General features: G+C 60.0%; 22 protein-coding genes. 15 read left to right on the forward strand and 7 right to left on the reverse strand.

Annotation, left to right across the window (positions count from 1 at the left end):
* Nucleotides 1-9 precede the first annotated feature (9 nt).
* Together dapD and HKD46_RS05975 are read left to right on the forward strand one after the other, a co-directional pair.
* The gene (gene dapD / locus HKD46_RS05970) at nucleotides 10-837 is read left to right on the forward strand and encodes a 2,3,4,5-tetrahydropyridine-2,6-dicarboxylate N-succinyltransferase (protein WP_010673400.1); all 828 of its coding nucleotides are present in this window, start codon (nucleotides 10-12) and stop codon (nucleotides 835-837) included.
* Between the two features lie 275 nt (nucleotides 838-1,112).
* Nucleotides 1,113-1,496, forward strand: a complete 384-nt coding sequence (locus tag HKD46_RS05975; RefSeq protein ID WP_171865026.1) for a DUF3461 family protein — start codon at nucleotides 1,113-1,115, stop codon at nucleotides 1,494-1,496.
* 163 nt (nucleotides 1,497-1,659) lie between these two features.
* On the opposite strand, the gene ptsG is transcribed toward HKD46_RS05975, so the two are convergent.
* The 3 genes from ptsG to HKD46_RS05990 form a co-directional block, all read right to left on the reverse strand.
* On the reverse strand, nucleotides 1,660-3,093 hold the full coding sequence (gene ptsG, locus HKD46_RS05980; protein WP_010673398.1) for a PTS glucose transporter subunit IIBC: 1,434 nt from the start codon (nucleotides 3,091-3,093) through the stop codon (nucleotides 1,660-1,662).
* A gap of 429 nt (nucleotides 3,094-3,522) precedes the next feature.
* Nucleotides 3,523-4,497, reverse strand: coding sequence for a MalM family protein (locus HKD46_RS05985; RefSeq protein WP_171865027.1), 975 nt, complete (start codon nucleotides 4,495-4,497; stop codon nucleotides 3,523-3,525).
* Nucleotides 4,498-4,587: 90 nt separating this feature from the next.
* Complete coding sequence (locus HKD46_RS05990) at nucleotides 4,588-5,910, reverse strand: maltoporin (protein ID WP_119197404.1); 1,323 nt, start codon at nucleotides 5,908-5,910, stop codon at nucleotides 4,588-4,590.
* A 315-nt stretch (nucleotides 5,911-6,225) separates the two neighbouring features.
* Here HKD46_RS05990 and HKD46_RS05995 point away from each other — a divergent pair, with 315 nt between their 5' ends.
* Nucleotides 6,226-6,366, forward strand: coding sequence for a hypothetical protein (locus tag HKD46_RS05995; RefSeq protein WP_154670447.1), 141 nt, complete (start codon nucleotides 6,226-6,228; stop codon nucleotides 6,364-6,366).
* A gap of 71 nt (nucleotides 6,367-6,437) precedes the next feature.
* Here HKD46_RS05995 and HKD46_RS06000 read toward each other — a convergent pair whose 3' ends face one another.
* The 3 genes from HKD46_RS06000 to HKD46_RS06010 form a co-directional block, all read right to left on the reverse strand.
* Nucleotides 6,438-6,878, reverse strand: coding sequence for a flavodoxin (locus tag HKD46_RS06000; RefSeq protein WP_039039423.1), 441 nt, complete (start codon nucleotides 6,876-6,878; stop codon nucleotides 6,438-6,440).
* A gap of 184 nt (nucleotides 6,879-7,062) precedes the next feature.
* A complete protein-coding gene (gene truC / locus HKD46_RS06005) occupies nucleotides 7,063-7,839 on the reverse strand; it encodes a tRNA pseudouridine(65) synthase TruC (RefSeq protein ID WP_373368992.1) in 777 nt (258 codons plus the stop codon).
* A complete protein-coding gene (locus HKD46_RS06010) occupies nucleotides 7,839-8,174 on the reverse strand; it encodes a YqcC family protein (protein WP_010673392.1) in 336 nt (111 codons plus the stop codon). Before HKD46_RS06010 ends, truC begins: the two co-directional genes overlap by 1 nt.
* A gap of 197 nt (nucleotides 8,175-8,371) precedes the next feature.
* Here HKD46_RS06010 and HKD46_RS06015 point away from each other — a divergent pair, with 197 nt between their 5' ends.
* The 5 genes from HKD46_RS06015 to HKD46_RS06035 all read left to right on the forward strand — a co-directional run bounded on the left by HKD46_RS06015 (nucleotide 8,372) and on the right by HKD46_RS06035 (nucleotide 11,320).
* On the forward strand, nucleotides 8,372-9,400 hold the full coding sequence (locus tag HKD46_RS06015) for a DUF3549 family protein (RefSeq protein ID WP_049636270.1): 1,029 nt from the start codon (nucleotides 8,372-8,374) through the stop codon (nucleotides 9,398-9,400).
* Between the two features lie 68 nt (nucleotides 9,401-9,468).
* Complete coding sequence (locus tag HKD46_RS06020; protein WP_039039421.1) at nucleotides 9,469-9,765, forward strand: DUF3301 domain-containing protein; 297 nt, start codon at nucleotides 9,469-9,471, stop codon at nucleotides 9,763-9,765.
* 59 nt (nucleotides 9,766-9,824) lie between these two features.
* Nucleotides 9,825-10,061: a DUF2789 domain-containing protein gene (locus tag HKD46_RS06025; protein ID WP_039039420.1), complete on the forward strand. Its 237-nt coding sequence runs from the start codon at nucleotides 9,825-9,827 to the stop codon at nucleotides 10,059-10,061.
* A gap of 158 nt (nucleotides 10,062-10,219) precedes the next feature.
* Nucleotides 10,220-10,525 (forward strand): DNA-binding protein, encoded by a 306-nt coding sequence (locus HKD46_RS06030; protein ID WP_052816317.1) that lies wholly within the window; start codon nucleotides 10,220-10,222, stop codon nucleotides 10,523-10,525.
* Nucleotides 10,526-10,534: 9 nt separating this feature from the next.
* Nucleotides 10,535-11,320: a Zn-ribbon-containing protein gene (locus HKD46_RS06035; protein WP_045523591.1), complete on the forward strand. Its 786-nt coding sequence runs from the start codon at nucleotides 10,535-10,537 to the stop codon at nucleotides 11,318-11,320.
* An 86-nt stretch (nucleotides 11,321-11,406) separates the two neighbouring features.
* Here HKD46_RS06035 and syd read toward each other — a convergent pair whose 3' ends face one another.
* Nucleotides 11,407-11,955 (reverse strand): SecY-interacting protein, encoded by a 549-nt coding sequence (gene syd, locus HKD46_RS06040; RefSeq protein WP_069785577.1) that lies wholly within the window; start codon nucleotides 11,953-11,955, stop codon nucleotides 11,407-11,409.
* A 105-nt stretch (nucleotides 11,956-12,060) separates the two neighbouring features.
* On the opposite strand from syd, the gene queF reads away from it, so the two are divergent.
* The 7 genes from queF (at nucleotide 12,061) to HKD46_RS06075 (ending at nucleotide 21,136) form a co-directional block, all read left to right on the forward strand.
* Nucleotides 12,061-12,909 carry an NADPH-dependent 7-cyano-7-deazaguanine reductase QueF gene (gene queF / locus HKD46_RS06045; protein WP_010673385.1) on the forward strand — a complete coding sequence of 283 codons (849 nt, stop codon included), beginning with the start codon at nucleotides 12,061-12,063 and terminating at the stop codon, nucleotides 12,907-12,909.
* A 116-nt stretch (nucleotides 12,910-13,025) separates the two neighbouring features.
* Nucleotides 13,026-15,296 (forward strand): hypothetical protein, encoded by a 2,271-nt coding sequence (locus tag HKD46_RS06050; protein WP_103858152.1) that lies wholly within the window; start codon nucleotides 13,026-13,028, stop codon nucleotides 15,294-15,296.
* Between the two features lie 85 nt (nucleotides 15,297-15,381).
* Nucleotides 15,382-16,983, forward strand: coding sequence for a diguanylate cyclase (locus tag HKD46_RS06055; RefSeq protein ID WP_029313929.1), 1,602 nt, complete (start codon nucleotides 15,382-15,384; stop codon nucleotides 16,981-16,983).
* Between the two features lie 158 nt (nucleotides 16,984-17,141).
* Entirely contained in the window at nucleotides 17,142-18,497 is a 1,356-nt protein-coding gene (ppnN, locus tag HKD46_RS06060) for a nucleotide 5'-monophosphate nucleosidase PpnN (protein ID WP_010673382.1), read from the forward strand.
* Between the two features lie 127 nt (nucleotides 18,498-18,624).
* The gene (gene xni / locus HKD46_RS06065; protein ID WP_103858151.1) at nucleotides 18,625-19,422 is read left to right on the forward strand and encodes a flap endonuclease Xni; all 798 of its coding nucleotides are present in this window, start codon (nucleotides 18,625-18,627) and stop codon (nucleotides 19,420-19,422) included.
* A 142-nt stretch (nucleotides 19,423-19,564) separates the two neighbouring features.
* Nucleotides 19,565-20,572 carry an isocitrate dehydrogenase gene (locus HKD46_RS06070; protein ID WP_049636264.1) on the forward strand — a complete coding sequence of 336 codons (1,008 nt, stop codon included), beginning with the start codon at nucleotides 19,565-19,567 and terminating at the stop codon, nucleotides 20,570-20,572.
* 120 nt (nucleotides 20,573-20,692) lie between these two features.
* Entirely contained in the window at nucleotides 20,693-21,136 is a 444-nt protein-coding gene (locus tag HKD46_RS06075; RefSeq protein ID WP_010673379.1) for a hypothetical protein, read from the forward strand.
* Nucleotides 21,137-21,166: the final 30 nt, after the last annotated feature.

Here is a 21,166-nt window from a genome sequence, read left to right on the forward strand (position 1 = left end):
AAACCTGTCATGACCCAGTTGCAACAGACCATCGAAGCGGCCTTCGAGCGCCGTGACTCCATCACCCCCGGCTCCGTCGATGCCGCCACCAAGGCCGCCATTCTGGAAGCCATCGACCTGCTGGACTCCGGCAAAGCCCGGGTTGCCGAGAAGATTGCCGGCGAGTGGGTCGTCCACCAGTGGCTGAAGAAGGCCGTGCTGCTCTCCTTCCGCATCAACGACAACGGCATCATCAAGGGCGACGATGCCCAGTACTACGACAAGGTTCCCCTGAAGTTCTCCAACTACACCGAAGAGCAGTTCAAGGCTGCCGGTGTACGCGTCGTGCCGCCCGCAACCGCGCGCAAAGGCTCCTTCATCGCCCCGAACACAGTGCTGATGCCCTCCTACGTCAACATCGGCGCCTTCGTCGATGAAGGCACCATGGTCGACACCTGGGCCACCGTGGGCTCCTGCGCCCAGATCGGCAAGAACGTGCACCTCTCCGGCGGCGTCGGCATCGGCGGCGTACTGGAGCCACTGCAGGCCAACCCGACCATCATCGAAGACAACTGCTTCATCGGTGCCCGTTCCGAAGTGGTGGAAGGGGTGATCGTCGAGGAAGGCTCCGTCATCTCCATGGGGGTCTTCATCGGCCAGTCCACCCGCATCTATGACCGCGAAACCGGTGAAATCCACTACGGCCGCGTCCCGGCCGGCTCCGTGGTCGTTTCCGGCTCCCTGCCCTCCAAGTGCGGCAAGTACAGCCTCTACGCCGCCGTCATCGTCAAGAAGGTGGATGCCAAGACCCGCGCCAAGGTCGGCATCAACGCCCTGCTGCGCTCCATCGACGAGTAATCCACGCCGATGTCATCAAGGGCACCTCTGGTGCCCTTTTTCATGCCCGCTCTCATGGGTGGACGCCAACTCTCCTGCCCCACCAGCACTGCACACCCCCATGAGACGATACCGCTTATGGCAGTGCTGACAAGGCGTTCACCCCTCCCCCTTGGCTCGCTGATTAAAAAAGACCTTTTTGACACCAATTTGAATTTGGCGCGCCTGTCACAGGCAAGGCGTCCGGACTCGGGTAAGATAGAGGGGTCAGGATCGTTTCAAACCAAGGAAGCCCGATGTACGAGAATCTCAAAAGCCTGGGGATCCAGGAACTCACCTCGGTGGACAGCTACACCCTGCGCCAGGAAGCCAACCACGACATCCTCAAGATCTATTTCAAGAAGCAGAAGGGTGAATTCTTCGCCAAGAGCGTCAAATTCAAATACCCTCGCCAGCGCAAGACCATGCTGGTCGACTCGGGGACCCATGAGTACAAAGATGTCACCGAGATCAACGCCAACCTCAAATACGTGGTGGATGAGCTGGACAATCTGACCCAGGGCGGCCAGCCTTCCGCCGATCCGGACATCAAGCAGAAAATACTGCGCGACTTGCGTCATCTGGAAAAGGTGGTGCAGAACAAGATCAGCGAGATAGAACGGGATCTCGAAAAGCTTTAAGCCGGTCTGATGCAGCAAAGGCGCCCAGGGGCGCCTTTTTCATTGGGTCACACCATGCTGGCGCCGTCAGGAAAGCCCCCGCACATGTCCCGCCACCAAACGCAACCCAGCAAAAAGGGAGGCTTGCGCCTCCCTTTTCGGAACTCGGATATCGGAGCGACAATCAGTTGCTCTTCATCCAGATGTCCATTTCAGTTTTCAGGTTGTCGGACTTGGTGCCGAAGATGGCTTGTACACCGGAACCCGCCACCACCACACCGGCGGCGCCCAGCTTCTTCAGACCAGCCTGGTCAACCTTGGCCACATCCTTCACACCGACACGCAGACGGGTGATGCAGGCGTCCAGAGAGGCGATGTTCTCTTTGCCACCGAAGGCGGAGACCAGTGCAGCAGACATCTCGTCCTTGCTTTGACCGGCAGAGGACTCTTGGGCAGCTTCGTCTTCACGACCCGGGGTTTTCAGGTTCATGGCACGGATGACCACGGTGAAGACCACGTAGTAAATGACCGCGTAGACCAGACCCAGACCCACCAGCAGCAGCATGTTGTCGGCACGCGGAGATTGCACCACGAAGTCGATGAAGCCGTTGGAGAAGGTGTGACCGTGAACGACACCCAGCATGTTGGTCAGCACGTATGCCAGACCGGCCAGCAGAGCGTGGATGGCGTACAGTACCGGGGCCACGAACAGGAAGGAGAATTCGATAGGCTCGGTGATACCGGTCAGGAAGGAGGTCAGGGCAGCAGAAGCCATGATACCTACGATCTTGGCGCGGTTTTCCGGCTTGGCGGAGTGCGCAATGGCAAACGCGGCAGCAGGCAGACCGAACATCTTGAACAGGTAGCCACCCGCCAGCTGACCGAAGCCGTTGCCGGCAGCACGGGAAGCGTCATCAGCAGTCAGGAAGCAGGTCATGATGCCGTGTACGGTTTCACCGGCGGCGTTGACGCAAGTACCAGCCTGATAGAAGAACGGCACGTTCCAGATGTGGTGCAGACCGAACGGGATCAGGGAGCGCTCAACCACGCCGTAGATGCCGAATGCCAGGACCGGGTTCTGGTTGGCAGCCCAGTCGGAGAAGGCACCGATGGCACCACCAATCGGCGGCCAGATGAAGGAGAGCACGACACCCAGACCGATGGAAACGAAACCGGTGATGATGGGCACGGCGCGCTTGCCGGCGAAGAAGCCAAGGTACTCTGGCAGCTGGATCTTGTAGAAGCGGTTGAACGCCCAGGCAGCCACGCCACCGGCGAGGATACCACCCAGCACACCGGTATCGATCTTCTCGACACCCATCACAGGCGCCATCACAGTCAGGGTGGCGGTCATGATGCCGTAGCCGACGATGGCGGACAGGCCGGACACACCGTCGTTATTGGTGAAGCCAAGGGCGACGCCCACGGCGAACAGCAGAGCCATCTGGCCGAATACGGAACCACCGGCCTGCTCCATCAGTTGGGAGACGATTTCCGGCAACCAGCTGAAGTGGGCAGCCCCCACCCCCAGCAGAATACCTGCAACGGGCAAGACCGATACGGGCAGCATCAGCGCCTTACCGACCTTTTGCAGATTAGAGAAAGCATTTTTTAACATGTGTGCGCTCCTGAATGGATTTTTTTCCGACAACGACTCAGTGCAGTTTATTGATGACGGTGTACTTCATCCATGGCTGCATCGAATGCGTTTTCCGGGGTGTTTATTTTGACCTACAGAATATAACCCAGCAGGGTCGGAAATACCTCCATCGAGGCCAAGGGAATAATAAATTTGGAGGAGAGATCACAAGATAATAAATAAGCAGGAAGGGGGCTATCTTGAATATTATTTCGTATTGTTATAGCTTTGCCGCAAAAAGAAAAAAAACACTTCATGATAATTCAAAAGGAAACCAATAAATACCCAAGGAAACCAATTGTAACGATATGTAACTCATTGCAGCTTTATATTATCCAGTCTACCGATTAAAAAGGCCTCCAACAAGGGAGGCCTGCAATAAATATTACGTTGAATAAATCCGCTTATTCAGTTCTTTTGTGAACGTTTAATCGCATCAATAAAGACGGATTTCGCCTTGGTTGAACCTGCACGTTCGGCTTCATTCACCAACTGCATCGCCTTGTCGATATCCCCGGCCTTGACCGCCTTCTCGATCTGGCTGCTGTAGAAGGTCTCTGTTTCGCTCAACATCGCGGGGGCAGGTGTACTGGGGGTTGCTGCCACCGCAGCAGTGGTCGCTGCCGTCGCAGCCACGGCAGTGGTAGCAGGCTTGGCCTGGCTCATCGCCACCTTGTCGGCGTATTCAGGCTTGAACACGGCTTCCAGGCCTTGTCCCTTGGCCATGTCCGTGACCTTGATCTGTACCAGACCCCAGGGCGAATGGGGGATCACGGGGTCCTTGATATCCGGCTCGACCGTGCCGTTGGCACGGGCAAAGGCTTTGGCGGGGTGCAAGATGGTGGTGCTGCCCGCCGTCTCGTTGGCTGGCGCATAGACCACCATATAGGTTTCAGTGGCGGGATTGCCCGGCATGCTGCGGTCCACAAACACACGCCCCTCAATCCTGTCGTTGTCGAGCAGGTGGGCTGGTTGATAGGCAAAGACCGACTCACCCAGCACGCGAGTCACCTTGAACTGGGCATCCAGCATGATCACCTTGGGAACCAGGACCGTCTTGCTGACCTGGGAGGCCAGGGTGATGGCCAGATTGCCGGTATTGGCCGGCAGACGATAGGCGGCAAAATAGCTCATGCCCTCGTCAAACTGATAACTGGGCTGCTTGCCGTCGATGGCCAGCAGCGTCTCGCCTTCCGGCAGGGAGACATAATTGAATTCGTTGAACCCTGTGCAACAACTGGTTGCCTGGGAGAGCGCCTGCTTGGCCTGATCGGCATTACTCAGAATGGAGGCGTGCTCCTGCACGGGCACCACCATGCTACCGGAACAACCGGCCAGCAGCGCGGTAACCATGGCCGCGATAGACATCTTTACCAGTTTCATTCTTCTTATCTCCATAACCCGGTTGCCACATCATGCGAAACAAAACTGCCCCCATAAGGGGGCAGTGACTAACTTAACTGAAGATATTGCTTACCACCAGGCTTCTGCTTGTACGCCAACCTGATAGGTGTCTTTGGAGGTGTTGCCTTCAAAGGCGTTCTGGTCTTCGGTGTTCTTCAGGTAGGTGGCGAACACGCGGATTTCCGGACGGGCCCAGAAGCTGGAGCCGGCAGACCAGGCCTGAGCCAGGGTCAGCTTGTAAGCGCCATCTTTGTCGGTGGTACCGGAAGTGGACTTGCTCTTGTCCTGGAAGTAGCCGCCTTCGAAGATGGTCTTGTTGAAGTCATCCCACTTGTACATCGGGCGAGCGACGACAGACATGGTTTCGTACTTGTCGTTGCCGTTCCACATCTCGTTGCCTACCCCGTAGACCAGCTGGTGACCCATCTCCCAGGAGTTGCCCATCGGGATGACGCCCCAGTTGATGATACGGTAGCCATCGGCACCGGCTTTGGCTTCGGCACCATACCAGGAACCGTCACCGTAGAAGGCCATGGTCTTGGAGTAGCCTTCGGTACCGTACTGCAGCACGGTCTTGTTGAAGCCACCGAAGATGCCTTGAGTCAGTTCGGCAGTCAGCATGACGCCGTTCTTCATGTTGTCGTTCTTCAGATCTTTCTGGGCGTCGGTCTCATTGACCAGGGCATACATGGCGCCCACTTCCAGAGAGCCGTCCTGCCACAGCGGGATGCCGGCATAACGCACGTCCAGGGTGTTGACGTTCAGATCTTCGTTCTTCTGGTAAACCGGATCACCGTTGCCATCTACACCAGTCTGGGTGTACTGACCGAAGACATCACCCGCGCTGCGGTCGTTGCGTACCCAGGCCAGGGAGAGCTTGCCAGGACCAGCCTGGATGCCTTCGATACCGGCGCCGGCACCGGAGATGTTCCAGTAGTAGAAGTCAGAGATGTGGATGTCGTGACGTTGGTAGAAACGCTTACCGGCCCACAGGGTGGCTTCCGGCGCGAAGCCCAGCAGCCCCTTGGCTTGCACGTTGAACTGACGCAGGGCGAAGTCGGAGTCGCCGTTGCACTGCTTGGCATCGAAGTTACAGACGGTGCCGGTACCTTCCCAATCGTTGGAGCCGTTGGACGCCATGGCGAACATGGAGTCTACGTAGAAAGTCTTGCCATCTTTGTTGAAGACTTCCTGACCCAGCTGGACTTCGCCGTAGGTATCATTTTCGTTACCCAGACGACCAACCTTGTTGACGTTGTATTTGACCATGTCCCCGTCACCGGAAACACCGACACCGGAACGGAAGTAGCCGTGGAAATCAACGGCGAAGGCGGCTTGGGAAGCCAGGGCTGCGGTTACTGCTGCAGCGATCGGGAGCCACTTTGCTTTCATTTTCATTTTCCTTATTCCCGCTGAGAGGAGTGTGATCCTGATATTCAAGTTCTTATCACCGGAAAAACGTTTTGGTGATAACCGAGGTCGATTATAGGTACCCAAATTCCCTGCAAACATGAGCTGATTCACAAAACGATGACAAATCGCACGCCACAGACAGCCACAGCAACAAAATGTCAATAAATTTTCATTTTTTGGCACCAACCACCCGAGATAAGCACAAAAAATAAAAACAACAACCAAAGAAAGCGCTTTCAAATATTAATTCGCGACGAGAGTTAAGTGATAAATCCGTGTCGCAGTAGCAAAAACATGACTGAAATCGCTTTCAATGCGGAACTTTTAATTTTTCAATTTGTCGTGGGTGATGATGAATATGGCCAACCGGTTATCATGATTGGCGAGAAAAATAACCGGACGAAAGAGAGGATATATTTGGGGGCTGAGGCGTGACGCCCCAAAAATAAAACACCCCCGTCAGCACACTCACGGAGGTGAATTTATTCTCGGGGAGAAGGGTCTGGCTACAGTCTATTTTCCCAGGTTTTCAACCAGGCCAGCGCCGCCACTTCAGGCTCATCTTCTACCGTCGCATCGATTTCCAGACGCACAACCAGTGGCTCGGCAGCCAGCTCCTGCAACAGAGCATCCAGCGTTCGCCCCGCTCCGCAGAAGTGTTCATAGCTGCTGTCTCCCATGGCGATGAGGGCATAGCGCCATCCCTTCATATAAGGAGCACGATCGGCCAGGGCACTGGCAAAGGGCTGCAAATTGGGCGGTATATCCCCCTGCCCCGTGGTGGCGGTCACGATGAGCAGAAAGCGGGAGGCATCGATGTCGGTCAGCGCCGCGTCATCGAAGATCTGGCAGACATGGCCATTGGCTTGCAGGTGGTCACAGAGGGTCTCGGCCACCAGCATGGCCGAGCCGTAGACGGTGCCGACCAGGATGTCGATCTCGGCCATCAGCGACTCCTCAGGGACAGATATTGGACCCGGCAAGACCGGGATGGGTAGGAAGAGCCCCCCTGAACAGGCGGGGGGCACGCGATTGCGCAGGCGATATCTCGTTGAGCCATAAGTCATTCCTCTGACGTACCTGGGCTACAGCATGCCACAGCCCGGTCAGAGGCAACAGATGGAAAGAGGCTCAGGCGCCGTAGTCTTGCTCGCTGGCAGGCCAGCCCAGACGGGCGAACAGACCCAGCACCTCGGGGCCCAGGGGCGCCTGGATCCGCATCGGCACCTTGAGCACCGGATGCTCGAAGCTCAGACGGTGCGCGATCAGCAGTAGGCGGTCGCACCCGTAATGCTCGCGAAAGAAGCGGTTGTGCCGGCCATCCCCGTAGGTGGTATCACCGACGATGGGGTGGAACAGGTGATCCAGATGGCGGCGCAGCTGGTGCTTGCGCCCCGTCTTGGGAAAGAGGCGGACCAGGCTGTAGCGACTGGTGGGATGCTTCTTGGAGACGGCGAAGGGCAACTCGACCTGATGCAGACGACGAAACGCGGTCACCGCCTCCTGGGCGGGGCGATCCGGGTCGCTGAAGGCATCGGCAATCTTGTCCAGCTGCTCCTTGAGCGGATAGTCGATGAGCCCCTCTTCGGGGGCCCATCCCCGCACCAGTGCCAGGTACTCCTTGTGGACCTTACGGGCAGCAAAGGCCTCGGTCAGGGTGCGGGCCACGGCAGGATCGAGAGCAAACAGCAGCACACCCGAAGTGGGCCTGTCCAGTCGGTGCACGGGGTAGACATGACGACCCCCGATCAGATCCCGGGTCATCTGCATGGCGAAACGGGTCTCGGCCTTGTCGAGCCAACTGCGGTGCACCAGGAGACCGGACGGTTTGTTCACCGCCACCAGCCAGTCATCCTGATAAAGCAGTGTCGGCTGCAAGGCATCCGCTGTCCGGGTCTGCTCGTCCATCATTGTTCGACCACTTTGCCGGAGAGCAGCAGATCGAAACGGGCGATCAGACGAAGCAGGGCCTCGACCTCCGCCAGCTCCTCTTTATAGACCTCACTCGCCATGGGATAGAGGGAGACGCTGGTCGGCAGCGGAGCCTGCAGCAGCACCAGCTGCTCCATGCGCGGGATCAGCACGAACTGCAGCCACTGATCGAAACTCAGGGTATCGACACAAAACGGCAGCTCGCTTGCCAGCGCCTCGCTCCCCGGATGGTCGGCTTGCCAGCGTTCCAGACGTTGCAACTCGGCAGTCAGCTCTCCCAGCAGACCGGCAACCAGCAGATATTGATTCATCTCGCTCACTTCCTCATCGCGGGCCCGGTCTGCGACGGGGCCCCACTCAATACGGCCATCAAAAAGGGGCGCTACTATACACCGACCCCGCAATGGCTGCCATGTTACCGTCACCTTCATCCCCTGCATCACCGCCTCTGGCTATCTGGTGCAGCCCCCTTATAATCGCCCGCATTATCTTCAAGCGGGATCTCTTCATGTCTTCCATCAACACCCTGACCGAGTTTCTGACCCAGGCCGATACCCAGTTCCAGCTGTTCGATCTGGGCCGCCAGGTGCGCCCGCTCCCCAGCGACCTCTTCGTGCGCATCGAGCAGCAGCAGGAGCCCTACCCCTGGCCGTTGCAGCAGCACGCCTGGCTCGGCGTGCACTTCTTCCAGCCGACCGAATCCAGGCACTACCTCTGGTTCCTCAAGTTCGCCCTTGATGAACGCGGCCTGCTCATCTCCAGCGGCCCCAAGCATTTCATGGATCAGGTGGTAGAGACTCTGGGCTACAAGCTCACCGGTGAACTGGACGAAGAGAAGGCCCAGCGTCTGGCGGACAACCCCTACACCTTCCGTCCGGCCGAGGCCAAGATGGCCAGTGTGCACGCCAAGCTGGCCCGCCAGCTGGAACAAGCCCCTTCCGCTTACTACGAGGCCCTCTGCCACTATCTGGCGGCGCCGGGGGAAGAGGGGTGGCAGGCCCTGGGACTGCAAGGGTTTGCAGATCTCGCGGAGCAGCTGCAGGTTGAACGCAACCTGGCACTGGTCTGCAAGGCCTTGCCCGTACTGCCGCAGGCCCCCCTCTACGCCCTGTGCCAGAGCCTGGAGAACGCCCCCCTGCCTCCTGCCCTGCAAGGCGCATTGCTGGAGCGCATCGGCAAGGAGCAGGAGTGCGCCGAGCCTGACCCCGAAACCCTGGCCTATCTGTGCCGGGCACTGGCCTCCTGCCCGGGCAACGGACTGCGCACCAACAAGCTGCTGACCCTGCTGCAAACCCGGCCAAGCCCCTCCCTGCTCCTCGCCATCGCTGGCCGCCTCTGGCCCGATCTGAAACACCCCGAACTGCTCGGCCTGTTTCTGGAGCAGCTCGCCCTGCAACCCACCCAGTTCTTCAACCAGGTATTTGCCGAGCTCGTCACGCTACCGGCATTGCGCAATGATATGCTGGCAAAACTGCGTGACCCCGAACGCAGCGAGGCCCTGGGTCTGGCCATCGGTCGCCTGTTCGCTGCCACCTAGGCCCGACACAACGGCCCTGTTGCCTGAGATGAACAGGGCCCCACACACATCACAGAAGGAACCCGCTGATGGGAGAAATGCTTGGGATCTTGCTGCTCGGCCTCGTTGGCTGGGCCTTCTGGCAACAGCGCCGCCAGGCGGAGTTGGCTTGGCAATACATGCGCCGCTACTGCCAGCACCACGACCTGCAACTGCTGTCGCTGGCGCGGACACACCGTGCCCTGGGGCACAAGCCCCTGCGCCTGCTCACCTACTACCAGTTCGAGTTCTCCAGCGACGGAGAGAGCCATTATCAGGGGCAGCTCTGCATGCAGGGGCTGCATGTCGCCGGTGTCGAACTGCCACCCCATCGTCTCCCCTCCTAGATTTGAGAGCACGGGGGCTGGCTATACTCTTCCACAGCCCCCTTCCAAGGAGTACCGACATGGAATTGCTCACCCATGACATGGCCGCCCTGTTTGCCCAGCTGGGGCTGGCCAGTGACGACATCAGCCAGCAGCGTTTTATCCGCGACCATCCCATCGATCGCCATACCCAGTTGCCCGACGCGCCGTTCTGGACGCCTTCCCAGGCAGGCTTTCTGCGCGATGCCCTCAGCCACGACGCCGACTGGGCGGAAGCCATCGACCAGCTGGATGTGATGCTGCGCCAGGGGACCTGATCCCCGCACTCCCGGCGGCCAGCGTTGGGTAGACGCGGAGCCGCCAATCCCCTCCCTCTCGCCACCCACGCCCTTCGCTCCGCTTTCCTGATGGACAGGCTTTGATTAAGCTCTGTGCCACTATCCACCCGCAGCAAGACGGCCGTGCAGGAGCCAAGATGTCAGCCCAAGAGATCATCCAGATAGCCAACGAACTCAGTGCCAGGGGGATCACCCCCTCTACCGCCATGGTCAAGGCCCGCCTCAGCCATCCCGTGCCCATGGCCGAGCTGCTCAAGGTGTTGAGCCAGTGGAAGCAGCAACCCCAGCCCGCGTCGACAGCGCCCGCCCCCGCCAGTGCCCCCGAGGCGTCCCCCCTGGCCACGGAAAGCGTCACTCTTCAGCAGCTGAGCGAGCAGCTCGCCCGGCTGGAGCAGAAGGTCGATCGCCTCACCGATCTGCTGCTCAACCAGAAGCCGGATTGACCCATCGCCATGTATATCCTCGAACTCACCTTTGAGTGCTACCGCGATACCTCCCTCGGGGAAGCCGAACGGGCCATCGTCCACTACCTCGACATGTTGCGCTATCAGGGGCAGATCCTGGGGCGGGAGTTTCCCACCAGCATGCACGAAGGCTATTTCGTCAGCCGGGTGGTCTGCCCGGAGCAGGACAGCCTGCACCCTGACAACCAGAGCGAGCTGGTCGCCCTTGCCGAGCAAGGTCTGCACCAGGCGGGCCTGCTCGCCCCCAAACTCCACCTGCAAGGGGCGGATCTGCTCTCGGACAGTACGGACCCGTGCGCAGAGCAGGGAGAGCGCCCCAGCTGGATGCTGCTCTACACCAGCTTCCTGCACAGTTGCTCTCCCCTGCGCTGCGGCGACCACTTCGCCCCCATCCCGCTCTATCGGCTGCCCGCCGTCGCCAACGGTGACCACAAGCAGATCATCAAGTGGCAGGAAGATTGGGAAGCCTGCGATCAGTTGCAGATGAACGGCTCCATCGCCGAACACGCCGCCCTGCACGAAATCGGCGAGGTGGGCAGCCGCCTTCATCGCCGGGGCAGCGATCTCGCCAGACGGCTGGAGCTCCTGAGCGGCATCCCCACCTATTACTATCTCTACCGGGTAGGTGGCCTGAGCGCTGCCGAAGAGCGGGCTCGCCCCTGCCCTGGCTGTGGTGGCCCATGGGCGCTGGCCGCCCCCCTGCACGAGATCTTCGACTTCAGGTGCGAGCCTTGCAGGCTGGTCTCCAACCTCTCCTGGGACTTCAAGGAGTAGGTTCCCACCGCGCACAATGGCGCAATAAAATGGCGCAATAAAAAGAGAGGGCCTTGCCAGGTGGCAAGGCCCTCTCTTTTGGGGCATCACTGGGGCAAGGTTTCCAGTCGCGCCAGAAAGGCCGGCAACGAGGGAGCCAGCGTCAGGCGCCGCCCGGAGTCCAGCCACTCCAGCCACACCTGGCCGCTCTCGTTATCGAGGGAGACCAGCGTCATCTCGTTGCGGGTCGTGGCAATGAAGAGTGAAGGGGATCGCTTCAACTTGCGCAGCATCAACAGGTGGCCGATGAGGTTCTCCTTGAGCAGATCCAGATCGGCATCGTTCCACGGCAGGATGAGTTCGATGCGCAACCCCTTGAAAGAGCAGGACAGAGGGCGGCTGAACCAGTGGCCAAACAGGGCGATGGCGCTGGGATGCAGGGTCAGCTCCAGGGCGTTCGCCATGGCCGTGAAGTCGGCTGCCTGCTCCCGCTGGAACGGACGCCAGGCGACCCGCCCCTCCCTGGGTTCATCCAGCTCGCAAGGAGAGCGCCAGTCGGCCTCCCAGTCGCACAGGGGCAGCCCCCGCCTTCCTTCGCCATCGCGCTGCCAGCGTAAAAAGAACTGCTCCAGGGCAGACAGGACTTGATCCGACATCGATATTCCCCACAATAGCGGCCTCTGATGGCCGCAAGTACCTGATCGAAAAATCGGGCCATTGCACCATCAAACCCCTTATCAGACAAGCGTGAGCAAACCAGCATGAGCAAACAAGAGAGATACGCCGGCGCCAGTGCGCTGCAAGGCCTGAGCCTGGGGCAGCAGTCCGCCTACATCAGCCAGTACACCCCGAGTCTGCTGCAGCCCGTGCCACGCAGCCTGAACCGCGACGATCTTGGCCTGAGAGGTGAACTGCCCTTCCAGGGGTGCGACGTCTGGACCCTGTATGAACTCTCCTGGCTCAATGCCAAAGGCAAGCCCGTGGTTGCCATCGGGGAGGTCTTTGTGCCGGCCACCAGCCCGAATCTCATCGAGTCCAAGTCGTTCAAGCTTTACCTGAACTCCTTCAACCAGACCCGCTGCGACTCCCTGGAGGCGGTGCAGGCGCTGCTGGTTCAGGACCTGAGTGGCTGCGCTGGTGCCCCGGTGAGCGTCACCCTCTTCACCCTCGACCAGGCCCCCCACCAGATAGCCCAGCTGCCCGGTGAGTGCATCGACAGCCTGGATATCGAGGTGGACGGCTACGAGTTTGACGAGACCCTGCTGCAAGGGGCCGCCGGTCGCGAGATCGTGGAGGAGACCCTGCACAGCCACCTGCTCAAGTCCAACTGCCTGGTGACCAGCCAGCCGGACTGGGGATCCGTGGTGATCCACTATCGCGGCCCGCGTCTCGACCGGGAGAAGCTGTTGCGCTACCTCATCTCGTTCCGCCAGCACAACGAGTTCCACGAGCAGTGCATCGAGCGCATCTTTACCGATCTCAAGCACTTCTGCGCCCCGGAACAACTGACCGTCCATGCCCGTTACACCCGCCGCGGCGGCCTGGACATCAACCCCTTCCGCAGCGACTGGGAGCCGGTTCCAGCGAACCTGCGCCTCATTCGCCAGTAATCACCGGCGCCACCATCCTGCGGGCTGCGGCCCGCTGCGCATCACCTCAGTAAACTCTGGACGGGCGGGGGTGGGCTTGGATAACATGCCTGCACCTCCGTGCCGTTCTTAATCCAATGAATCAACTGTTTTTTCTGGCAATGATGATGTCCTCCCTGTCGGCTCCTGATCTGGATCTGGCCAAGGAGCAGTTGTCCATCGACCTGCAGCAGGCCCAGACCCTGGTGCTGACCGATCCCGCCAGATGTGCCCAGATTGCCACCTCCTTCCTCGAACGCACGGCCAACAATCCCAAGCAGATCATCAGCAACCGTCAGGAGTACGGCTATCGCGAGCCGATGCTGAACTACGGTACCGCCACCCAGACCACGGGCGCCTATCTGCTCAAGGGGGAGTGTCTGCAGCAGCTAGGGCAGTTCGCCCAGGCACAGGAGTCCTTCGAGCAGGGCATCGCCATGGCCGAGAAAGAGCAGCAGTTCGAGCTGCAGGCCCATGGGCTCTATCTGCTGGTTCGAAGCCGCAACCTGCAACAGCATACCCATGGCGCCGCGGCCCCCCTGCTCGACAAACTCGACAAACTGCTGGCCAATCCCGACCTCAAGGAGAGCCAGTTGCAGGTCTACAGCCGCTTGCTGCGCGTCAACGCCAGCATAGAGGAGCGGCAATTCGATCTCGCCAAACAGCAGCTGGCCGAGACCCGCAAATGGGCGGATCACGCCAAACAGCCTCTGGCCAGGGCCTGGACCAGCGCCGTGGGCGGGGATCTCTATCAGGCTCTGGGTCAGCCCCAGCTTGCACTGGGGGAGTACATCGAAGCACAACAGCAAGCCAAGCCCCTGCAGGATCCCCTCTTCCTCGGCCTGCTCTCGAACCAGATGGTCAGCCTCTATCAGGAAGAGCAGGAGCCACAAAAAGCGCTGCAATACGCCAGCGAGGCGGCCAACTATTTTCATGCCCTCGGCAATTCCTCCATGCTGAGCGACGCCCTGATCGTGCTCGCCCGCCTCAACCGGGATCAGGGCGAGATGAACATGGCGCTGGTCTATTTCTTCAATGCCCTCGACCTGCTGGACGAGAGCAGCAACCGTACCCGCATCGCCCACCTCAAGTTCGAGATAGGCAAAACCTACCTGCAGACCGGCAATCTCAACCTGGCGCGAAACTACCTGAACGCCGCACGCCAGTCCCATGAGCTGGGGGATGACAAGGAGTCGCTCATCGACACCCTGCTGTTGCTGGGAGAGCTGCACCTCAAGCAGCAGGAGGCGGGCATCGCCATCCTGCAGTTGGAGAACGCTCTCACCCTGGCCAACCGGATTGGGGACATCCGGCGCCAATTCGAGATCTTCCGCCTGCTCTCCGTCGCCTATGAGCAGAAGGGTTACCTCCAGCAGGCCCTGGAGAGCTACAAGAATTACCACCAGCGCAGCGAACTGGTTCGCCAGCAACAGCTGGCGCTGGAGCAGGAGGCGGTGCGCGACAACTACGCCCAGGTGGAGCGGGTGCAACAGGTCAAGGAGCTGGAACAGCAACTCGACGCCAGCCAGCACCAGCAGGAGCGATACCTCTGGACCAGCGTCAGCACCGGGCTGCTGCTGGCACTCTTCATCTATCTGTTCTTCACCCTCTGGCTGAAACTGCGGGTCGCACGCCTTCATGCCAAACAGCTGGGAGAAGCCCTGCTGGTAGAGCCGCGCAGCGGCCTGGCCAACTGGCAGCGACTGATGAGTCGCTGGCCGCGGGAGATGGCCAAGCGCCAGCAAAAATCCGAGCGCTGGTACCTGAGCGAACGCCCCACCAGCGAATTTGACGACAAGCTGCACTACCTGCTGTTCCGGGTTCCCTTCCTGATCAACAGTCTGGAACAGCACGGCTATCAGGTCAGCCGCGAGATAGAGCAGGCCTTCGGCCGCTACGTCAACGAACTGACCCCGCAGGATGGCCGCATCTACGACCTGCGCGAAGGCCACCTGCTCTATGTGGTGCCCCAGCGCCACGTGGCCCAGTTGCATCAGCTGGCCCAGACCCTGCTCGACACCCTGGCAGCCTTCCCCTGCGAGCACCCGCTGGACAGGCGCATCAGCCTCGGCATCGTCAGTCATCCCTTCCTGCCCAAGGCGGCCATGGCCCTCGATCACCACGGCCTGTTCGATCTCTGCTACCTGGCCCTCTCGGGTGCCATTCAGCTCAGCGAAAAATGCCAGCAGAGCGTCTGGCTTGAGCTGGCCGCCATCGATTGCCAGCAGGCCGCATTTTTTAACGGAGATGTGTGGCAATGCTGCTTGATGGCAATTGACAAGGGACTGGTAAAAGTAAATTCTTCTCATGAAAAGCAATGGGTTAACTGGCTTGCGCTTTCACGGACGAAGGTTGCGGACAATCCGTGACAAAAAGGTACTCAACGGGGTCCTAGATTGGCTTTCTGTTGCTGGACGAAACAAAAACGATAATGACAACAGGGCGACCTGAAGAATGAATGATATGGCTGCCGTAACAGGACAACTGGCAAGACTCAGGGAATCCCTCCAGCAGAAACAGCAGGAGCTTGACGGCATGGCGAGCTTCTCCGATGCCGAACGCACCCGCAGTATCCAGTTCATCGGCAAGTTGATGCAAGCCTGTCGTGGCCACGATCGCGAGCTCGACAACCGGCTCGCCAAGCTCAAGCAGAAACTTGAAGGCAACCCTCCGCTCACCTCCATCGATGCGGATCTGATCGCCATCGAGAAGCTGTTGCAGCAGCACAGCCACACCATGGAAGAGTCCATCAGCCTGACCCGGGCAGCCATCGATCTCGGCAGCAAACAGCTCAAAACCATCAAGGGGTTTCCGGAAGATACCCGCCGCGCCCTCAAGGAGTTTCTCGCCAGCCCGGAGAGTTACGGCATCGGCGATCACCAGAAGAAGGTGATCCGGCTGCTGGAGTTCTACCAGCAGGCGATCAAGATCCAGCTGCTGCCGCGCAAGCCGCTGATCCCCCCTTCGGCGGAGATCCCCACCGAGCTCTCCAGCCCGGCCCCTACCGACTCCTTTGACATCAAGGCACATGCCCAGATTTCAGACGAGTTGCAGCGTCTCATCACCGAGCTCGACTTTGCCGGCGCCGTGGGCGAGAGCCTCGCAGACATCCGCCGCCAGTTGCTCGGGGGCATCACCCCTGCCCTGCTGGCCGAAGTCTGCCTGCAGATCATCGAGCTCATCATCGAGGGTACCCGGGAAGAGCGCAAAGCCTCCCAGGCGTTTCTCAGCACCCTGAACGAGAGTCTCTCCTCGGTCCATTACAGCTTTACCGAATCCCTGGATGAAGGGCGGGCGCTGCAAAATGCCGCCCATCTCAGCGGACAGGCGCTGGAGCGGGAACTCGCCGCCATCGATCGCGCCATGGCAGCCCATGACTCGCCACAGATACTCAGGGGCGCCATTTCTGGGCATCTGGACACCATCCGCCGGCTGCAGCAGGAGCGGGAGGAGATGGCCAACCGCGAGCGCCACCTGCTCACCCACCTCTCCAACATGGAAGCCAAGCTCAGGTTGATGAAGGACGAGACCGCCGAGTACAAGAAGCGGCTCACCATCCAGAAACACAAGCTCTTCCTCGACAGCCTGACCCAGGTACACAACCGGGCGGCCCTGGACGAGCGGCTCGAGCTCGAATACAAACGCTGGCTACGCTATGGCACCCCCCTGTGCCTGGCCATCATCGACATCGACCACTTCAAGCACATCAATGACAATTACGGCCACATGGCCGGCGACAAGGCATTGAAGGTGGTTGCCAAGGCCCTGCAGAACGCCTTGCGCGACACCGACTTCATCGCCCGCTTTGGCGGTGAGGAGTTCGTGGTCCTGCTGCCGAACATCAATCCGGACAAGTACCAGAAGCCGCTGGAGAACCTGCGTCAGACCATCAAGAGCATCCCGTTCCGCTTTCGCGATGCCAGGGTCGAGATCACCATCTCCATCGGTGCCACCCTGTTTCGGACCGGCGACCATACCACGGATGCGTTCGAGCGCGCCGACAAGGCGCTTTACAGTTCCAAGCACTCCGGCCGGGATCAGGTCAATCTCGCCTGAATCCGCTTTGAGGGGCGGCTAAAAAAGCGGCAAACGCACAGTCCCCCTATTCCCCTGCCCACCCCCTTGCCTCTACTATCGAACCCGAGGGATGCCAAAGCATCCCGTTTTCTCCCCAGGGAAAGCACAACGATAACAAGCGAGTGAAAGGGGAAATTATGATTACACACATCAATCCCGTGGGCAGCATGGACCTGCTGTCCCAGCTCGAGGTGGATCGCCTCAAGCAGACGGCCTCCAGCGATATCTATCAACTGTTTCGCAACTGCTCGCTGGCGGTCCTCAACTCCGGCAGCCATACCGACAGTTCCAAAGAGATACTGGAACGTTTCAAATCCTTCGATATTCACGTGATCCGGCGCGAGCGCGGGGTCAAGCTCGAGCTGTTCAACGCCCCCGAGCACGCCTTCGTCGACGGCGAGATCATCCGCGGCATCCAGGAGCACCTGTTCTCCGTGCTGCGGGACATTCTCTATGTGTCGACCCAGCTCGAGTCCAATCGTCTGGTCAACCTGACCAGCTCCACCCATATCTCCAATGTGGTGTTCGCCATCCTGCGCAACGCCAAGGCGATCCTGCCCGGCGCCGATCCCAACCTGGTGGTCTGCTGGGGCGGCCACTCCATCAACGAGGTGGAATACCAGTACACCCGGGCGGTGGGTAGCGAGCTGGGTCTGCGCGAGCTCAACATCTGTACCGGCTGCGGTCCGGGTGCCATGGAGGGCCCCATGAAGGGGGCCGCCGTCGGCCACGCCAAGCAGCGGGTGCGCAACGGCCGTTACATCGGTCTCACCGAGCCTTCCATCATCGCCGCCGAACCGCCGAACCCCATCGTCAACGAGCTGGTGATCCTGCCGGACATCGAGAAGCGGCTGGAAGCCTTCGTGCGTCTGGGTCACGGCATCATCATCTTCCCGGGCGGGGTCGGCACTGCCGAGGAGCTGCTCTACCTGCTCGGTATCATGATGCACCCGGCCAACGATCGCCAACCCATCCCCATCGTGCTGACCGGCCCGAAAGAGAGCGCCGACTACTTCCGCGCCATCGACGACTTCGTCAAGGCGACCCTGGGGGAAGCCGCCACCAGTCTCTACCGGATCATCATCGGCGATGCGCCCGAGGTGGCCCGCGTGATGAAGGAGGCGATGCCGAAGATCCGCGAATACCGCAAGTCGGTGGGAGATGCCTACTCCTTCAACTGGTCCCTGCGGATCGAGCCCGAGTTCCAGCTGCCGTTCGAGCCGGATCACGCCAGCATGGCCAGCCTGGATCTGCATCGCAACCAGCCACCCCAGCTGCTGGCAGCCAACCTGCGCCGCGCCTTCTCAGGCATCGTCGCAGGCAACGTCAAGGAAGGGGGCATCAGGGCCATCGAGAAGAAGGGTCCCTTCAAGCTGCACGGCGACAAGGAGCTGATGCACCTGATGGACAGATTGCTGGAAAGCTTCGTCAAGCAGCAGCGCATGAAGCTGCCGGGCAGCCAGTACGTTCCCTGCTACGAGATAGTCAAATAGTCGGGACATCACAATGCACCGCACCGGAGGGGCCCATGGGCCCCTCTTTCATTGACTGGTCTTCTACGGGGTTAGCAGGAGACGCCACCATTGTTACAATGGCAATCCCCGACGCCCGGAGTGCCCCATGCCACACCTGCTCATCATCGATGCCCTCAACCTCATCCGCCGACTGCACGCGGTGCAGAGCCAGCAGGGACTGACCCCGGCTCAGGCCCTGCTCGCCACCCGTGCCAACCTCATCAACACCTGCAAGAAGCTCCTGGCGGCCAGCAAGCCGACCCACGCCATCGCGGTCTTTGACGGTGAGGTCCACAGCTGGCGCAAGACGCTCTATCCCCCCTACAAGGAGGGCCGCACCCCCATGCCGGATGAGCTGAGAGAAGGGCTTGCCGACCTGCAGGACGCCTTCTGGGAGTGCGGTGTGGATGCCCTGCTCTCCCAGACCGACGAGGCGGACGATCTCATCGCCACCCTGGCAAGCGGCATTGCCCAGCACGGCGCCAGCGCCACCATCATCTCCACCGACAAGGGGTTCTGCCAGCTCATCTGCCCGCAGATCCGGGTGCGGGATTACTTCAACAAACGCTGGCTGGATGCCGCCTTCGTCCAGCAGCAGTACGGCGTTACACCGACCCAGCTTGTGGACTTCTGGGCCCTGACCGGTATCAGCGGCTCCAACATCAAGGGGGTGCCCGGCATTGGCCCCAAGACCGCCACCCAGTTGCTGCAGCAATACGGGGACCTGGCTGCCATGCTGGAGGCCTGTGAGCGGGAGGAGGCCACCAGACCCCTGCTCAAGCTGCGCCAGCACCGGGAAGAGGCCCTGCTGGCCCAACGCCTGGTCCGGCTGCAGCACGATATCCCGCTCGGGTTCAACCTGCGGGAGATCCGCTACCCTCCCATCCCTGATGCCGGGGCGTGATCCCCAGCACACCATTTCCCAAGACAGGCCGTACCTGTTGACATAAATGGGTAAAATGTAAAGAAACATGGAGGATGTGGTGCAAAAATGGTATAAAGCCGACGAATCCTCCCCCTCTGTTCCCTAGAAGTGGATACGCCTCATGTCAAAAAGAAAGATTACCGTCATCCCGGGCGACGGCATCGGCCCCAGCATCATCGAGTCCGCCATCCAGATCCTGACCCACGCGGGTTGTGACTTCGACTACGAATACGCAGACGCCGGTCTGGTAGCCCTGGAAAAACATGGCGAGCTGCTGCCCCAGGCCACCCTCGACCTGATCGAGAAGAACAAGGTCAGCCTGAAAGGCCCGCTCACCACTCCGGTCGGCGGTGGCTTCACCTCCATCAACGTCTCCCTGCGCAAGAAGTTCAATCTCTACGCCAACGTGCGCCCCGTCCTCTCCTTCAAGGGCACCAAGAGCCGTTACGACAACATCGACATCATCACGGTGCGCGAGAACACCGAAGGCATGTACTCCGGTGCCGGCCAGAAGCGCAGCGATGACAACCAGAGCGCCGAGGCGATGAGCATCATCACCCGGGAAGGGGCCGAGCGCATCGTCACCTTCGCCTTCGAGCTGGCGCGCCAGGAAGGACGCAAGAAGGTCACCATCATCCACAAGGCCAACATCCTCAAGTCCACCTCCGGCCTGTTCCTGGAAGTGGCCCGTCAGGTCGCGGCCCGCTACCCGGACATCCAGAACGAGGAGATGATCGTCGACGCCGCCTGCATGAACCTGGTGATGTACCCGGAGCGCTTCGATGTGATGGTCACCACCAACCTGTTCGGCGACATTCTCTCGGATCTCTGTGCCGGTCTGGTGGGGGGGCTGGGCATGGCGCCAGGCGCCAACATCGGTGAAGGGGCCGCCATCTTCGAAGCGGTACACGGCTCTGCGCCGGACATCGCCGGCAAGAACATCGCCAACCCCACCTCGGTGATCCTCGCCTCCATCCAGATGCTGGAGTATCTCGGCATGCAGGACAAGGCGGAGCGCATTCGCGAGGCCGTGCGGACGACCATCGAGTCCGGCGATCGGGTGACCCGTGACCTGGGGGGCACAGCGTCCACCAGCGAATTCACCCAGGCCATCATCGACCGTCTATAAATAGAATCCAACCATATGATTTTAAAAGGGAGCTTCGGCTCCCTTTGTTTTATGCCAACGCCTCCCTACCTCCCTCGCCAGATGAATACTATGTTGATATGAGGGATAAGGAGATCCACCATGCGTGCTACTTTCATCTTGCTGATTGTCAGCAGCAGTGCCACGGCATTAGACAGGCCAGTCGACAATGCCTGGTTGACGCCGCCTCCCCAGCACGAGGCGCCAGCCAAGCAGACCTGGCAATCCACCCTGGATACCAACGATCTGCTCAAACAGCCCAAGCCGCTCTCCCTGGGGGTGGATATCACCACCGACAGCAACGGTAATCGGCAGATCACCCCCTATCAGAAACTGAACCTCACGGCAGAGAAGAGCGTCAGCCTCTCCTTCGAAAAGCAAAAGCCCAGGATCAAGTTCAACGCTGGCGGCATCAACACCTCGGTCAAGCTTCGCGGGGATGGCGTCAAGATGCAGTTCAACCCCAGTGACAAGACCATTCCCCTGCAAATTGAGCTGAAGATCACCGACGACGAGTCCATGATGCGTCTGGACTACCGCTTCTGATGGCCCAGACACAAAAAAACCGGACGTCAC

This window comes from Aeromonas sp. TW 6 (assembly GCF_013168745.1).
Taxonomy (GTDB): Bacteria; Pseudomonadota; Gammaproteobacteria; order Enterobacterales; family Aeromonadaceae; genus Aeromonas; species Aeromonas caviae.

What these genes read in the sequence shown, in the direction of transcription:
- dapD (WP_010673400.1), top strand. Translation starts at nt 10, where the DNA reads ATGACCCAGTTGCAACAGACCATCGAAGCGGCCTTCGAGCGCCGTGAC.
- HKD46_RS05975 (WP_171865026.1), top strand. Translation starts at nt 1,113, where the DNA reads ATGTACGAGAATCTCAAAAGCCTGGGGATCCAGGAACTCACCTCGGTG.
- ptsG (WP_010673398.1), bottom strand. Translation starts at nt 3,093, where the DNA reads ATGTTAAAAAATGCTTTCTCTAATCTGCAAAAGGTCGGTAAGGCGCTG.
- HKD46_RS05985 (WP_171865027.1), bottom strand. Translation starts at nt 4,497, where the DNA reads ATGAAACTGGTAAAGATGTCTATCGCGGCCATGGTTACCGCGCTGCTG.
- HKD46_RS05990 (WP_119197404.1), bottom strand. Translation starts at nt 5,910, where the DNA reads ATGAAAGCAAAGTGGCTCCCGATCGCTGCAGCAGTAACCGCAGCCCTG.
- HKD46_RS05995 (WP_154670447.1), top strand. Translation starts at nt 6,226, where the DNA reads ATGACTGAAATCGCTTTCAATGCGGAACTTTTAATTTTTCAATTTGTC.
- HKD46_RS06000 (WP_039039423.1), bottom strand. Translation starts at nt 6,878, where the DNA reads ATGGCCGAGATCGACATCCTGGTCGGCACCGTCTACGGCTCGGCCATG.
- truC (WP_373368992.1), bottom strand. Translation starts at nt 7,839, where the DNA reads ATGGACGAGCAGACCCGGACAGCGGATGCCTTGCAGCCGACACTGCTT.
- HKD46_RS06010 (WP_010673392.1), bottom strand. Translation starts at nt 8,174, where the DNA reads ATGAATCAATATCTGCTGGTTGCCGGTCTGCTGGGAGAGCTGACTGCC.
- HKD46_RS06015 (WP_049636270.1), top strand. Translation starts at nt 8,372, where the DNA reads ATGTCTTCCATCAACACCCTGACCGAGTTTCTGACCCAGGCCGATACC.
- HKD46_RS06020 (WP_039039421.1), top strand. Translation starts at nt 9,469, where the DNA reads ATGGGAGAAATGCTTGGGATCTTGCTGCTCGGCCTCGTTGGCTGGGCC.
- HKD46_RS06025 (WP_039039420.1), top strand. Translation starts at nt 9,825, where the DNA reads ATGGAATTGCTCACCCATGACATGGCCGCCCTGTTTGCCCAGCTGGGG.
- HKD46_RS06030 (WP_052816317.1), top strand. Translation starts at nt 10,220, where the DNA reads ATGTCAGCCCAAGAGATCATCCAGATAGCCAACGAACTCAGTGCCAGG.
- HKD46_RS06035 (WP_045523591.1), top strand. Translation starts at nt 10,535, where the DNA reads ATGTATATCCTCGAACTCACCTTTGAGTGCTACCGCGATACCTCCCTC.
- syd (WP_069785577.1), bottom strand. Translation starts at nt 11,955, where the DNA reads ATGTCGGATCAAGTCCTGTCTGCCCTGGAGCAGTTCTTTTTACGCTGG.
- queF (WP_010673385.1), top strand. Translation starts at nt 12,061, where the DNA reads ATGAGCAAACAAGAGAGATACGCCGGCGCCAGTGCGCTGCAAGGCCTG.
- HKD46_RS06050 (WP_103858152.1), top strand. Translation starts at nt 13,026, where the DNA reads ATGAATCAACTGTTTTTTCTGGCAATGATGATGTCCTCCCTGTCGGCT.
- HKD46_RS06055 (WP_029313929.1), top strand. Translation starts at nt 15,382, where the DNA reads ATGAATGATATGGCTGCCGTAACAGGACAACTGGCAAGACTCAGGGAA.
- ppnN (WP_010673382.1), top strand. Translation starts at nt 17,142, where the DNA reads ATGATTACACACATCAATCCCGTGGGCAGCATGGACCTGCTGTCCCAG.
- xni (WP_103858151.1), top strand. Translation starts at nt 18,625, where the DNA reads ATGCCACACCTGCTCATCATCGATGCCCTCAACCTCATCCGCCGACTG.
- HKD46_RS06070 (WP_049636264.1), top strand. Translation starts at nt 19,565, where the DNA reads ATGTCAAAAAGAAAGATTACCGTCATCCCGGGCGACGGCATCGGCCCC.
- HKD46_RS06075 (WP_010673379.1), top strand. Translation starts at nt 20,693, where the DNA reads ATGCGTGCTACTTTCATCTTGCTGATTGTCAGCAGCAGTGCCACGGCA.